A 12,705-nucleotide genomic window follows, 5' to 3' on the forward strand; every position below is an offset into this window, starting at 1 on the left:
CGGCGTCTATGAAATGAAGCATAAATAATATGCGTATCACCGTTCGCGTACAAACCGGTGCATCACGCACACAGATTACCATTCTTGAAGATGGGGACCTATCGCGTTGCCGTTCACGAGCACCCTGAAAAAGGAAAAGCAAATGAGGCGATCCGTAAAGCCCTCGCGGATCATTTCCATGTAGCGCCTTCGCGCATTTCTATTGTCGCAGGCACGCCGCCCGTACAAAGATTATAGAAGTTGCATGAAGAAGCGCCCCGCATGATTGCGAGGGCGCTTGAGCAAGAACCTCTACGCAGCATACCCAGCTTCAGGGTGAGCGTTGAGATAGCCCTTCGCAACGCGCGATGATCTCGTGCTGTTCTTGCGATGAGAGATCGCGCTTGTCTTTCTCGTGTGATATGACTGTCTTCTCTCTTTCCCAGCTGCGTCATAAAACACTTGCACAAGACGCAGATCTCCTTCAGAGCTTCGTACGCCCACCACGAGCTTGTACGCATTGTCTCCAAGAGTGAAACGATGCACACCTCCCGCATGCCATGTTTCTTTTTTTACTTCAAACTTTTTTCTGATTCCTGCATGCGCGCATCGTACAAAATAAATATTTTTTGTCGAATATTTTTTCTGTGAAGTTATCCACTATTTTTTTATCACGAATGCGCGCGACGCGTATAATTATACATAAGAGTACGTTGCAACGTAGAACGCGTGACATGTACGGTGCAGAAATTGTACGGTCGGTGTCATGCATTAGTACTCTAGAAGGAGGGATGAGATGAAGTGTTGTGAATCTTACATCCACACATTTGATCTCTGACTACTAAACGATTCATATGGCAGCAAAAAAGAAAAAAGCAGCAAAGAAGAAAGTCGCAAAGAAAAAGGGCGGCGCCAAGAAGAAGCGCCTCTAATGGCCTTGCGAAAAATCCCCCATTTCGGGGGATTTTTCGTTTTACAAGACTAGAGATATTTGTCAGGAATTCGATACTGTTTCCAAATACGCAGCTTAGTGATAAAGCCCTGTGTTTCCGATGCTAATTCAGCAATCCAATCTTCTCCCTGCTTTGCCTCGCGTATAGCGCTCAATGCTCGCGCGGGCGGACCATTATATGCCGCTGCGAGATACTCCTCAAGGCGCGGGTCGGAAAGAATACTCTCTCCAAGATTCCGAATAAAGTACGCGAGATTCTCATCGTGTAAAAGTATTGCTGCTTTCATGCTGTTAAGATGATCTGAAGCACCTTTCTCAAAATCAGGTTCCAAGAGTGCCTTCGGATACAATCGGCGAAGTTGCGTGTACGTTCCTGGTTGTGTGCGAATTTTATTATCAGTAAATTGGAGCCACCCGCGAGCCCCAGCAGAACTTTCTGTATGCGCAAATGCACGCGCCCCGTTATATCCAAGTGTGCCCAGAATACGACGCGCTACATACTCTGCATCCACGAGCACCTCCAATAGATCTCCTTGCTCTAGAAATGGAATGCGTTGAAACACATCGACGGGAAGCACATCAACTACAAGCTTGCCTGGAACTGCGCGTGACTGCACGCCTTGCGCGCGCAAATCTTCCCGCGCTTTTGCAACAGTGTCTGCGATGTAGCGCGCGCCCGCTTCGAAAAACGCGCGGTCGCTCAACTCTTCCGTGTATGCGGTATAGAGCACTGGTTCAATGCGGACATCAGTAGCACGTCCAACGCGCACCGTCTCTGAGAGGGGGAATTTTGTCATGATCACGACGCGGTGCTTCGGTTCTTCAACCACGAACTGCGTTGCCCAATAATTCCAAGCTATTCCATTTGCGCGCGGTGCAATGCTTATACGATATCCGTCTGGCGCCACTACATCAGCGCCGCGCTTTATCACTGGGATCACAGAAATTTCTCCGCTTTTTTTATCCAACACCGCGAGCGCCAACTGGCGCTCGACATCGGTAAACTCTCTGTTTACTACAACAGGGCCACTGCCGTTATTTACAATGCGTTGCTCAGCATAGGTAAGAGGAAGCTCGCCAATAGAGATTGGAGCTTCTTTGAGCAGCTCCTCGGCGCGCATGAGGAGCGCACGCATATTGTCCGCATCTAAAGGGTATGTCGGGGAGAACACTCGATCAAAAGCGAGCGCACTCTGTATATCAAAGGAGCGCACTCCAAGTGCATCCGGTTTTTGTAGAAACCAAACGACAGCGAAGAGACCAAACACCGTGCTTGCGGTGGCAATATTAAAAAATCGTCGCATACATTATTCTCCTAAGTTTTCTTCAATCGTAGCAGCTTTCTTTTGAATAGCATTTGCGTATGAGTTACATGAACTAGAGGAGCATTTAGAATTTCCACTATAGTATGCTTTTGAAGCCGCAACTTCACTTGCCCGGGTCTGTGCCGTCGCCCCACCTCGCGCAAGTTTGACTGCCGCCGCCATAAACGCATCTTCAATGTTCCATGGATTTGCAGGCGAGCGCCCCACAAGACGCGCCACCTCTTCTGCATACGCCACCCACGTGGAAGGAATGAACTGCGCCGGCCCCATAGCGCCACCCCAGCCTAATTGCCGACCATTAACAATCTGTGGGCATGATACGGGCGTGTTATTCGGATCAAGACCCAGCTGCGCCGTTACCGCAAGAAATGGCTTATGATCTCGTGTATGCATGATCGCTTCCCACTTCTTTGATGCGGGGTCATCAGCACGATTGCAGCGTCCGACATTTCGCCCAAGGCCAGATTCAACTTCTAGCACGGCAATGAGATATGCCGGACGAATGCCAGCGCGCCGTGCCGCAAGTTGCCCAAACTTTACCGCATCTTCAGCGGTCACACCATTCTGTTGCAAATAGGTAATCTGATCACGGATACGCTCAAGATCAAGTTTTTTCTGGCGTACCAATTCTTGGTACTTAGATTCTTGTCCTTTCGTCTCGCGCAACACGCGATCTTTTTGCGCCTTGGTCGTGTCAATCATGCGCTTCTCTATCTCTTGAATACTCTTGAGACGCTCAAGCTCCTCTTTCTTTTCCTCAAGAGACATCTTCTTTTCCTCAAGGCCAGTTTTTAGTTCTCGAATACTCGCAATAGCCGACCGTAGACTATCTTGCGTTGTCTGCACATTATTGAGATCACTAAAGAAATCCGAGAGCGTGTCATTATTAAGCAGCACTTCAGTAAGTGAGAGCTTATCAAGCTCATAGGCATATTGCACATATTTACCGAGTGCACCCTTGTGTTTCTGTAATTCTGTTTCGGCTTCTGAAATATTGTCTGACGTGCCACGAATATCAATAGTAGTCCGCTCGATAGAAAGATTGAGGCTCCGGATTTCTAGATTAAGTTGGTTGATCTGACCATTCAGGCGATTTATTTCTCCTTGAAGCGTTGAGGCCTTTCCCCTGTTTGCATCAACTTGTGCCTGCAACTCATTAATCTGTCGCTGGATCTCTTCAATCTGACGCGTGCGCTCCGCAATTTCATCAGCAACCGCAGCAGACGCCGATTGAATAGCAAAAACACCCCCACAGAGAGAAAAGAGGAGTACGAATACGCCGATGGATAAACGATAAAATGATTTCACCATGTAAGAACGCTACTGCACACGGATAACTCCCTTAAACGCACTGCTGGGGTTCGTGTGGTTGTGGAAAGAGCATGTTTGCGCTCTCGGGAATGTCACTGAGTATGTTTCGCCAATTGCCATGCGCTTATCGGCATCAAAAAATGGACACAGCGTATGAGACGGATGCGGATCTGATGCTGGCCATGCGCCTTCGGCGCTCTCATTCACGAATGTTACGGAATCACCCGGACGAATCGTGAGCTCCTGTGGCGAGACTCCGGATGAGCGGATGGTAATAGTATAATTCTTACTCGCCTCTGGCGTGGCGCTCTGAGCTGGCGACGTTGACGTAGGAGAAGCGCTCGTTGGGGAAGGAGTAACACTCACCGAGGGCGACACTTCGGGTGGTGTAGGCGTTGGAGAAATAATGGAGCTTAGTTGCTGATCCTCAGGCCATAGCCACGCACCAACGATAACGCCTAAGAGAACAAAGAATAAGATGCCCAGTGATTTCATAGCACCATGATACAAGATGACCTCAGAATCGCAACGGAGCTTATAGACATTCCTTAAAAAAACAAAGCAAAAAAAGGGATATAATAGAGTATATGCGCACACTGCACGTCTTTTTATCAGTTTTTGCAAGCTCTCTTGCCTTCCTGCTACTACCACAGAACGCTTATGCCGCGTGTACGCTTACAAGCGCGTCGTGGAGCCAAACAAACGTAGTGCCCGGCAATGGACAACAGGTTAATATGCAGGTGTTTGGCAATGACTGTACAAACACCGTTGTACATATAGAAGTTTATAGCGGCTCTCAAAAGGTTAATACGACCTATACGGCCATATTCCCAAGCGATGGCCGAGCATCGACAGAAGCTCCCTTTGCTTTAAGTGATGCAATATGGAACCAGCTTGGTGGTGGGGAGAATCCGTCGATCGCATTATCCTTTAAAGTAAGAGTTGGCAATCAGACGCCATCTGTGCAATCCTCGCCACTCTCGTTCCAAAAACCGTTTTTGGCAATAACTCCAGCCCCTTCGTCCACAGCATCGCCAGCACCTATCACCACCGATAAAACGCTCGGGGGCATGATCGCACAGGTCTATGAGTGGGCCATATTACTTCTTGGCGCCATTATGTTCTTTATGATTGTAAAGAGTGGCTTTACGATCCTTATGAATGCCGACAACCCAAGCGCAGTCACAAAAGCACGCAGCGACATTCAAGATGTCTTCGTCGGTGCACTGTTCCTTCTCGCCGCATACGCAATTCTCAAAACTATTAATCCTGATCTGGTTAATTTCCAGCAGAACCTTCCTCCCCTTCCGACGCCTACGCCAAGATCATGATGTACCTGATTCTCCTTGTGGGGGCGCTCGTGGGCATTTTCTCTCTTTCATTAGGGCAGCTTCCTTTTCCTGATCAAATTTCTTCGCTCCGAAGCCAGCTTATAGATGCCGTTATTCCTAAAACGCAAAATGAGATTCTGATTGAGAATCTTGCGCCGCACCAAGAAGCCCTCCGCACTTTTTTTGCAGAGCAAGCCCCCTTACTCCTTCAGTCAAAGAATTTAAGTGCCGTGGAGCGTACAACGCTTCAAAAAGCGGTAGAGCAGTTTCAAAATTCTGACGCCGTCATTCAATCGCTTCAAGAATCAATTTCTGAACGATCGCCAACACAAATACTTTTAGACCGCATAGGCACGACAAGCTCTCAGCAATCCACGCCGGCCGCGAGCGCGCTCCCAAGTAGCACGCCACAACTCACCCCGTCTCCCAATTGTGAAGTAATCTGCAAATAACAACCGGCATAAGCCGGTTGTTCTATCGCTATACATGAGAAGCACGGACCTTATTTATCAGCCAGTATCTGCTCAATAGCCGCTTGAAACGTCTCGTATGGTTGTGCTCCCACCAATAGATTGCCGTTGATGAAGAAGCTTGGAGTTCCCGAGACGCCGGATGCGACTCCATCTTTGAGATCCTTCGCAATCTCTTCGTTATATTTCCCGCTATCTAAACAGGCGTTAAATTCATTCTGCTTAAGCCCAATTTTACCAGCCCAGCGCTTAAGGTCGTCGCTAGAGAATGAGACCGTCCCCACGCCTTTAGCATCCTGCTCGGCAAAGATAATATCGTGCATCTCCCAGAACTTGCCCTGCTCTTCCGCACACTCACTTGCGTGAGCTGCTGGAATTGCCGCGGGATGACTCGAGAGAGGAAAATCGCGGAACACAAGACGTACCTTGCCTGTTTCTATGAAATCCTTTTTGAGACGTGGGTAGGTTTCACGCCAAAACGCACGACAGAATGGACACTGATAATCACTAAATTCGATGATGGTCACGGGCGCCTTGGTGTCTCCTAAAATTGCATCGTCATCAACCGATACCTTTGCAGTACGCGGAGAGCCGTCTGCAGGCTGGCGCATATTAGTCCAAATCACCGCACCCGCCACGAGAACACCGGCAAATACAATGGCTCCGGCGAGAATAAGCTTGTTCACGTCCAAAGGAGGGCGCCCACCCGTAGCATCATGAAAAAAGGGCGCTGGCGCATGCGGTTCGCTGTGCGATTGGGCTTCGTGGGATTGTGGGTCAATGTGATTCATAGTCAATGTAGTTATTTCTTTTTAGCGATATACTGCGTAAAAAGACTTTTTGTTTTATGCTCCGGCTCAAAATCGTAGAATGTATGCTCGATAGTGAAATATTCACTCAGCAATGATGCCATTTCTTCCGGGAACAGTGGGAAGATATCGAGCTTGCTCCATATCTTCTTTTCTGTGTCATAGAAATGCATGACAACAAGGCTGTCGCTCACATACGCGGGAAAGGTCACCACGTGACTCTGGAACCCATGGTAGTAGGTCGAAGGGTCAATGACCACTTCTCCGGCACGTTCCGGCTCATGCATGAGAAGCGCAAGGTGGCTATAGTTACGAAGATCAATGAAGATGTGCCCACCCGGTTTTATGAGAGATGTGAGTCGACGAATAACACTTTTCTGGAGAGCTCGCGTATGCGCGAGCGTCCCACCACCCACATAGGACAAAGAAGTGCCAGTCAGAATGCCGAACTCAAAAGATTCCGGCGCATACGGAGGAATCCCTTCTGGTAGATCAAGCCAATTCGCTTGATGTAGCTCAACTTTCTGTCCCCTTTCTTCAAAGAGTCCGCGGGCGCGACTCAAAAAGGAATCTTGCACGTCGTTTCCAGCGACACGCTCAAGCGTATGCCCGTTCTCGGCAAGTTTTGTAAGAAGCGCAGAGAGTGTCACTCCACTCCCCACGCCGAAGTCGATGACCGAACGAATACCGTGCTCTCGTATGAAGGTGGCGAAGAAATGAGTCTCTACGTCACTGACGCCCGCTTTGAACTGAGGGTGCATGTCTCGCTCCCAACTCACAAACGTGAAGTCAGCAAACTCTTGGATTGGTCGTGCAACGCTGGGAATGCTCGTGAGCTTTTCCATGAGTGGTTATTGCTGCTCGATGACAGCGCGAATACTGTTCAGGAAGCCTTCGCTGGAAGAAGGAGTAAGTTTTTTGCCATTCAGGAAAAAAGATGGCGTACCCGTTACTCCCGATGCGACTCCGGAAGCAAGGTCCCGATCAATGCGGGCTTTTGTTGCATCGGCATCCATATCGCGGACGAATTGCTGCGCATTAAGACCAAGTTGGCGGGCATAGCCTATCATGAGGTCGCGGGCATTCTGTGCATTGGCCCATGCCTGTTGCTGGTCAAAGATAATGCGATGCATCTCCCAAAACTTGCCCTGGGCACCAGCGGCTTCTGCCGCCTGTGCGGCAAGATTCGCGTTGGCATGAATAGTGCGGAGAGGGAAATGGCGATATACCAATGTAAGCTTGTCTCCAAATTCATCTTGTGCCTGCTTAATCAACGGCTCAAACTGTGCGCATGCAGGGCACTGGAAGTCACTGTACTCGACAAGCACCGCGGGAGCGGTGAGCGATCCCTGGATACGGTCCTCCCCTTCTACAGGAGCACTTGAAAGTGTGCCCGATCCATTTTGAGAAGGTCGATACGTGAGCAAGACGAGCGCGGCAACACTCGCCACCATAAGCAGAACCACCCACAGGGTGCCGCTTCCCCGTTGTGAAAAAGGAAATTGCATATCAGTGAGTATACCCTGTCTCGCCACGAAATCAACGTGTAGCCGACGATATAACAATCATGGATTTTTGCACCGCCGGTATAGGCTCATGGTTACCCGTGGGATAATCACGAATGCCGTTATAGAGAGTGGCATAAGGATACTCAAACGATGCACCGTGTCGGGTTCCTGGGTCGTTCGTGATAAAAACACCACGCGCATCGTCGTACCCGATAATCAGCAACATGTGATATGCAGATCCTGGGAGCGTATAATACGGATTCCCAATGACTTGTCCGTTCGTCGGCACCGCAACAACGGCGCCATCGGCCAGCGCACGCCGAATATCATCAATACTTATATTGTGGCGCACGGACACGTGGGGATAATTGAAAAACTCTGTAGCAAATAATGCTGTGTCTTGCGCTGACGTATCACGGATAGTACCAAAGCGCGCTTTTCCAAAATCAGAAAGAGCAAAGATGTCCTCAAGCGCTGACTGTGGGTGGATGGCCTCTCCGCGTGCCCACCGCACCGCCATGAGCATCGTGGCTTCTTCACATGCGCCTTGCTGACGCGGATCAGCCCAATCACCAAATGGCGCTTGGGCGATAAACGGCACAGCGTGCGAAACGCGCTCTGGGGTCGCGCGCACTGAAGGATATGGAGTTGGTGTGGCAGCAGGAAGTGTGGGCGATGGTAGCTGAGAAGGGACAGCGGCTTGTTGCGGCTCTCCTTGAAAAAGACCGAGCGCGTACGCGGCAACCACGAGAATCGCGCCAATGCCGAAAAATAGTGAGGTAAATACGTTACGCATCACGTTTTGCCATATAGGCTGCTATAAGCGTCGTGGCTGGAACGGCGAGCGCTAAACCTGTCGAAGAAATGAGTGTGCGCACAATTTCTTCGGCGACAATCTCTCCATTCACCACAAATGAAAGTGGAAACTTACGAACGCTCACCAAGAGTACCAGCGGCAACGACGCGCCCGCATACGCGAGTACTAATGTGTTAATCACCGCAGAAACATGATCTCGACCCACATCCATCGCTCGTATGAATAGTTGCATACGCGTAAGGCGCGGATCGGTCCGCGCGAGACTAAATACCGTTGCCGCCTGTGTGATAGCAATATCATCAAGCACGCCGATAGCGGCGATGATGATACCCGCCACTACGAGGGCTACTAAATTCACCGTATACTCCGACTCCATATTTAAATACACGGCTTCTTCCGCGGAAAACCCGGAGAAATGGAGTGCGCCTACCGCCACGCGAGAAAGGGCAGCGACCACGAGTAAGGCGATCATGATGCCAAGAAGCGCTGAAATAGATTTACGATTAACGCCATATGAAACCGCAAGTGTCACGATGAGAATAAGCAGAGAGCCCACGAGGCCGACAATCACCGGATCATCTCCAGCCAAAATGCGCGGCACAATCCAAGTGATAATAAGAGCAAAACTAAAAATGAGACCCGACAGCGCATAGAGCCCCTTTCTCCCCGCCATAGCAACAACTACACCAAAAAACAGGGCCGCAAGCGCCAGCAAACCCCGTCCACGCTGCACGTCAACGATAAAAAACTGCTCACTTTCACTTCCCCCTGTCTGTTGTACGTATACTCGATCTCCAGTCGCCAATGGTACAAAATCATTCATAACAGAAACGGTACGCACGCCATCGGGAAGCGATGCCTGTACGGCAAGTTTTTGCTCGCGAATAGTGCGATCGGGCACAATACTTGGAACCGTGCGCTCTTCGAGCACTTCTAATACAGATCCGGAGAAAATGCGTTCATCAGCCAAATCAGTGCTACGCGCAGCAGAGAAAAAACCTCCAAACCAAAGCATCGCGAGGGAAATACAAAAAATGCCTACCGCAAGAAGGCCGTGTGGCTTATGATTATGAAATTCATGATGGTGCTCACTCATTGTCTTTTGTATGAGTGCGGGCATATTCTTCGCGTGACATGACGGCCCGCTCAAATGCTTCAGCTCGTCTTGCGCGTCGCAGTGCACGCGCTGGAGCGATTGGCTCATGAGGCGACGCATCCAGGGCATCACCAATATACCAAAGCGGCTCGTCAGAAGCCACCCACTGCACTCCAAACCGCTCAAGAGAAAATGGGCGCGAGTAGGCGCGCAATGTTTTTTCTCCTGAATCAAGAAAATACTCATGAAAATAGGAGAGGGCAAGCTCGCGAACTGTTCTATAGATAGGATCTCGCCACCGCAATACCGCATGGTTAGTTTTACTAATTGCGCCCCACAGGCCATCGCGTTGGAATAGAGCGACTACGTGATCAAAATCATGCGGAGCCGTTTGAAGATCGAGCAGTAGTGGTTTATGTCCGTGATACCATAACGTCGTTGCCGCAAAGAGGGCACCCTCAAAACAATGTGCGTTTCTTTCGCGCATCACAATTCGTGGTGAATGGCATGAATCGCCGCCAATCTCGTGATTTGCGGGAAGCGCAGAAAGGAAGTCTTGGATACGCTCTGGGGTGCGTAACGAGCGCATCAGGGAACGCTCCTTCTGGGTAAGGATTGTTTTGAGCTCACGTCTCAACGCATCACGAGACTTCATAGGCATGGCACATCTTCGCATATTTTCGTGGGTTGCCACAATAACAATAAACCGGCTTCCGCCGGCTTATTGTTATACATGCACTTTCTAGAGGCCCTGAGCCGCGCTATCGATTTCTCGTAATTCCTGATCGAGATTTACATCTTCAATAGCATTCACTTCAAGCACGTCAGGCGTTGGAGATGCCGCAACTGAAGGCGCTGGCATTTTCTTGAGATCAGCTTCTTCTGACGCACCTTGTTGCATAAGCACCCATCCTATAACGACGGCGAGTGCGATGAGCACAATTGCCCACAGCCAGCTAAACGAACCATTCGAATCATTCATAGAATTATTATTGCGTTACTGCGGGAGATGCACTTGGCATCGGAGATGGAGAGACATCATCATCCGCTTCTGGCCCACGGATGATATTGCGCACGATCTCGGAAAGCGATTTTACAGCACTATGCGCATCGCGCACAGCCTCCTGCGCCTCTTTCAAATCCTCATGGAGATTTTTACGGACAGTAGACACCGCTGAACCAAGTTTATCCTCAGTCGTGATGGTGATAACGTATGCCTCACCTGCCTGCGCTTCAACGCGCGCCCGCGCTTCTGCAATTGCCTCTTTCGCAGCAACAACAGCAGCCTCAGCTTTTGTTACATCCTTCCCTTCGCTCTTAAGCCCTGCAACACGAGCTTCAATGCGCGAGAGAGCATTTTCGATCTTCTCAAGCACATTAGCAAAGTGGTTTGTAATCCGTGCATTGAGAGCATCAATTTGACCATCAATGCGCTCTACGATTTGCTTCTTTTTCTCATCTTTCAGCGCTTCGAGCTTCTTTTTAAAAGCTTCGCGCTCTTTTTCACGCTGATCTTTTAGCGCCTCGCGCTCTTTTTCCATTTTCTGTTTGAGCGCTTCGCGATCCTCTTCACGCTTTGTTTTTTCAACCTCTTGCCTCTTTTTTACGGCTTCTTTTTCAGCTTCGAGCTTCTTTTTTAGCTCCTCGCGCTCTCGCTCACGCAACTCGATCTTTGGCGATGGAGATGCTGATTTTACATCATTCTCTGCGCGCGCTGCAGGCACATATGCACCCACTAACGCTACAGCGACTGCAACAAACACGATTGAATGTCGTTTCATGAAATAAGTATATAACGCTGCCCCCTAAGCGCAAGAACGCTTATGCACACCACTAGAAACGAATATCCCACGAATCTCGCGCAGAATCGAGCGTATGGAAAAGCGCCGCGATAGGGTTCTTCCACACATCAGCAATTGGTTTGTCGAGCAGTGGATCAAACCGCCCATCTCCGTCATCAGCATAGAGCACCGCGACATATCCCTCTCCGTGCTTACTCGGGCTCGAGAGTACAATTTCTATGCCCTGATGCTCACCAACCTTAAGAAGGGGTGTTGCGCCAGCATAGGAACGCGCACCAGGACGCACAATCGCATATTGAATGACAACAAAACCTGGACGATCAAGCGCGGCAAGCTCCACACGAGCTGCAAGCCCAGGACGCTGATCAACCACAAGTAGCGCATTCTTGCCAACCTGCACGCCGGGGAATGTGATCGTTTGGCCCTTTAAAATAAACCACCCCGCGGTAAAAATAAGCGCGGCAAAAAGGAGTGGGTAGCTATTCGTGCGTAGAAATCGTTGTAACGCGCGTGCTGTCATTGTTTTTTAGTCGCCCATCACGAACATCATTGCAACACCGATGAGAAACATCATAAAGGAAAGCGCGGAAGTATTGAATTGCGTCTCTCGGCGCAACTCAGGCATCAGATCAGAGGCGGCGATATATAAGAATCCACCAGCAGCAATAGGAAGTAAGAGTGGCACAATGTCGGTAACATGCTCAACCGCATACCAACCCACAATCCCACCGAACACGACGCCAAGGGACACAAACAAATTCCATGCAAGAGCTCGTCCACGCGAGAAGCCCGAGTAAAGGAGCACGCCAAAATCACTAATTTCTTGAGGGATTTCGTGCATCGCAACCGCTAGGGCAGTCACCCACCCTAATGAAACGTCGACAGCAAATGTCGCAGCAAGAATAAGCCCGTCGATGAAGTTGTGCACGAAATCTCCAATGAGATTCATCGTGCCGAATGAATGCTCGGGACATACGCCATTATGGCAATGGCGCCAGTGCAACACCTTCTCGATAAGGAAGAAGACGACAAACGAGACGAGAACGAGACGGAATAGCAATACGCTTTCAAGAGACTCAGCCGCTTCTGGTAATAGGTGGAGAAACGCATTACCGATGAGCGCTCCTGCAGAAAGCCCCACAAGCAGCAGTAAAACCTTTTTCCCCTGAGCACCCTGCCAAAAAAGAGTAAGTGCGCCAATAAGAGATCCGGCGCTTATGAGGAGCGTTGCCCCTATCAGAGAACTAAATGCTGACATAGAGATAGAATACCCTATTTGAGCGAACATCGGAAGAGCACCTGATG

The 12,705-nt window shown here is 49.8% G+C and carries 16 protein-coding genes; 3 read left to right on the forward strand and 13 right to left on the reverse strand.

Features of this window, described 5'->3' with window-relative positions; all coding sequences use genetic code 11:
• The first annotated feature begins 90 nt into the window (after positions 1 to 90).
• Positions 91 to 237: a DUF167 domain-containing protein gene (locus tag QY311_00490; protein ID WKZ27222.1), complete on the forward strand. Its 147-nt coding sequence runs from the start codon at positions 91 to 93 to the stop codon at positions 235 to 237.
• A 723-nt stretch (positions 238 to 960) separates the two neighbouring features.
• On the opposite strand, the gene QY311_00495 is transcribed toward QY311_00490, so the two are convergent.
• The 3 genes from QY311_00495 to QY311_00505 are packed head-to-tail and all read right to left on the reverse strand — an operon-like array spanning position 961 to position 4,062.
• Positions 961 to 2,235, reverse strand: coding sequence for a hypothetical protein (locus QY311_00495; GenBank protein ID WKZ27223.1), 1,275 nt, complete (start codon positions 2,233 to 2,235; stop codon positions 961 to 963).
• 3 nt (positions 2,236 to 2,238) lie between these two features.
• Complete coding sequence (locus tag QY311_00500) at positions 2,239 to 3,567, reverse strand: lytic murein transglycosylase (protein ID WKZ27224.1); 1,329 nt, start codon at positions 3,565 to 3,567, stop codon at positions 2,239 to 2,241.
• 9 nt (positions 3,568 to 3,576) lie between these two features.
• Positions 3,577 to 4,062, reverse strand: coding sequence for a hypothetical protein (locus QY311_00505; GenBank protein ID WKZ27225.1), 486 nt, complete (start codon positions 4,060 to 4,062; stop codon positions 3,577 to 3,579).
• A gap of 92 nt (positions 4,063 to 4,154) precedes the next feature.
• On the opposite strand from QY311_00505, the gene QY311_00510 reads away from it, so the two are divergent.
• On the forward strand, positions 4,155 to 4,898 hold the full coding sequence (locus QY311_00510; GenBank protein ID WKZ27226.1) for a hypothetical protein: 744 nt from the start codon (positions 4,155 to 4,157) through the stop codon (positions 4,896 to 4,898).
• Entirely contained in the window at positions 4,895 to 5,350 is a 456-nt protein-coding gene (locus QY311_00515; GenBank protein WKZ27227.1) for a hypothetical protein, read from the forward strand. The genes QY311_00510 and QY311_00515 overlap by 4 nt, the downstream gene beginning before the upstream one ends.
• A 50-nt stretch (positions 5,351 to 5,400) precedes the next feature.
• Here the strand turns inward: QY311_00515 and QY311_00520 are convergent, their stop codons facing one another.
• The 10 genes from QY311_00520 to QY311_00565 form a co-directional block, all read right to left on the reverse strand.
• A complete protein-coding gene (locus tag QY311_00520; protein ID WKZ27228.1) occupies positions 5,401 to 6,159 on the reverse strand; it encodes a DsbA family protein in 759 nt (252 codons plus the stop codon).
• A gap of 11 nt (positions 6,160 to 6,170) precedes the next feature.
• Positions 6,171 to 7,022, reverse strand: coding sequence for a class I SAM-dependent methyltransferase (locus QY311_00525; protein ID WKZ27229.1), 852 nt, complete (start codon positions 7,020 to 7,022; stop codon positions 6,171 to 6,173).
• Between the two features lie 6 nt (positions 7,023 to 7,028).
• Entirely contained in the window at positions 7,029 to 7,685 is a 657-nt protein-coding gene (locus QY311_00530; GenBank protein ID WKZ27230.1) for a thioredoxin domain-containing protein, read from the reverse strand.
• A gap of 31 nt (positions 7,686 to 7,716) precedes the next feature.
• Positions 7,717 to 8,481: a C39 family peptidase gene (locus QY311_00535; protein ID WKZ27231.1), complete on the reverse strand. Its 765-nt coding sequence runs from the start codon at positions 8,479 to 8,481 to the stop codon at positions 7,717 to 7,719.
• Complete coding sequence (locus tag QY311_00540; GenBank protein WKZ27232.1) at positions 8,474 to 9,622, reverse strand: YibE/F family protein; 1,149 nt, start codon at positions 9,620 to 9,622, stop codon at positions 8,474 to 8,476. Before QY311_00540 ends, QY311_00535 begins: the two co-directional genes overlap by 8 nt.
• Positions 9,591 to 10,259 carry a hypothetical protein gene (locus tag QY311_00545; protein ID WKZ27233.1) on the reverse strand — a complete coding sequence of 223 codons (669 nt, stop codon included), beginning with the start codon at positions 10,257 to 10,259 and terminating at the stop codon, positions 9,591 to 9,593. The genes QY311_00540 and QY311_00545 overlap by 32 nt, the downstream gene beginning before the upstream one ends.
• A gap of 81 nt (positions 10,260 to 10,340) precedes the next feature.
• A complete protein-coding gene (locus QY311_00550; GenBank protein WKZ27234.1) occupies positions 10,341 to 10,580 on the reverse strand; it encodes a hypothetical protein in 240 nt (79 codons plus the stop codon).
• Between the two features lie 7 nt (positions 10,581 to 10,587).
• A complete protein-coding gene (locus tag QY311_00555; GenBank protein ID WKZ27235.1) occupies positions 10,588 to 11,379 on the reverse strand; it encodes a hypothetical protein in 792 nt (263 codons plus the stop codon).
• A gap of 52 nt (positions 11,380 to 11,431) precedes the next feature.
• Positions 11,432 to 11,920 carry a hypothetical protein gene (locus QY311_00560; GenBank protein ID WKZ27236.1) on the reverse strand — a complete coding sequence of 163 codons (489 nt, stop codon included), beginning with the start codon at positions 11,918 to 11,920 and terminating at the stop codon, positions 11,432 to 11,434.
• A 6-nt stretch (positions 11,921 to 11,926) separates the two neighbouring features.
• Positions 11,927 to 12,658 carry a ZIP family metal transporter gene (locus QY311_00565; protein WKZ27237.1) on the reverse strand — a complete coding sequence of 244 codons (732 nt, stop codon included), beginning with the start codon at positions 12,656 to 12,658 and terminating at the stop codon, positions 11,927 to 11,929.
• Positions 12,659 to 12,705 lie beyond the last annotated feature (47 nt).

This window comes from Candidatus Paceibacterota bacterium (assembly GCA_030583765.1).
Taxonomy (GTDB): domain Bacteria; phylum Patescibacteriota; class Minisyncoccia; order 2-02-FULL-40-12; family GWA2-44-9.

What these genes read in the sequence shown, in the direction of transcription:
- QY311_00525 (WKZ27229.1), bottom strand. Translation starts at nt 7,022, where the DNA reads ATGGAAAAGCTCACGAGCATTCCCAGCGTTGCACGACCAATCCAAGAG.
- QY311_00565 (WKZ27237.1), bottom strand. Translation starts at nt 12,658, where the DNA reads ATGTCAGCATTTAGTTCTCTGATAGGGGCAACGCTCCTCATAAGCGCC.
- QY311_00510 (WKZ27226.1), top strand. Translation starts at nt 4,155, where the DNA reads ATGCGCACACTGCACGTCTTTTTATCAGTTTTTGCAAGCTCTCTTGCC.
- QY311_00555 (WKZ27235.1), bottom strand. Translation starts at nt 11,379, where the DNA reads ATGAAACGACATTCAATCGTGTTTGTTGCAGTCGCTGTAGCGTTAGTG.
- QY311_00550 (WKZ27234.1), bottom strand. Translation starts at nt 10,580, where the DNA reads ATGAATGATTCGAATGGTTCGTTTAGCTGGCTGTGGGCAATTGTGCTC.
- QY311_00505 (WKZ27225.1), bottom strand. Translation starts at nt 4,062, where the DNA reads ATGAAATCACTGGGCATCTTATTCTTTGTTCTCTTAGGCGTTATCGTT.
- QY311_00495 (WKZ27223.1), bottom strand. Translation starts at nt 2,235, where the DNA reads ATGCGACGATTTTTTAATATTGCCACCGCAAGCACGGTGTTTGGTCTC.
- QY311_00520 (WKZ27228.1), bottom strand. Translation starts at nt 6,159, where the DNA reads ATGAATCACATTGACCCACAATCCCACGAAGCCCAATCGCACAGCGAA.
- QY311_00500 (WKZ27224.1), bottom strand. Translation starts at nt 3,567, where the DNA reads ATGGTGAAATCATTTTATCGTTTATCCATCGGCGTATTCGTACTCCTC.
- QY311_00545 (WKZ27233.1), bottom strand. Translation starts at nt 10,259, where the DNA reads ATGCCTATGAAGTCTCGTGATGCGTTGAGACGTGAGCTCAAAACAATC.
- QY311_00530 (WKZ27230.1), bottom strand. Translation starts at nt 7,685, where the DNA reads ATGCAATTTCCTTTTTCACAACGGGGAAGCGGCACCCTGTGGGTGGTT.
- QY311_00560 (WKZ27236.1), bottom strand. Translation starts at nt 11,920, where the DNA reads ATGACAGCACGCGCGTTACAACGATTTCTACGCACGAATAGCTACCCA.
- QY311_00535 (WKZ27231.1), bottom strand. Translation starts at nt 8,481, where the DNA reads ATGCGTAACGTATTTACCTCACTATTTTTCGGCATTGGCGCGATTCTC.
- QY311_00515 (WKZ27227.1), top strand. Translation starts at nt 4,895, where the DNA reads ATGATGTACCTGATTCTCCTTGTGGGGGCGCTCGTGGGCATTTTCTCT.
- QY311_00540 (WKZ27232.1), bottom strand. Translation starts at nt 9,622, where the DNA reads ATGCCCGCACTCATACAAAAGACAATGAGTGAGCACCATCATGAATTT.
- QY311_00490 (WKZ27222.1), top strand. Translation starts at nt 91, where the DNA reads ATGGGGACCTATCGCGTTGCCGTTCACGAGCACCCTGAAAAAGGAAAA.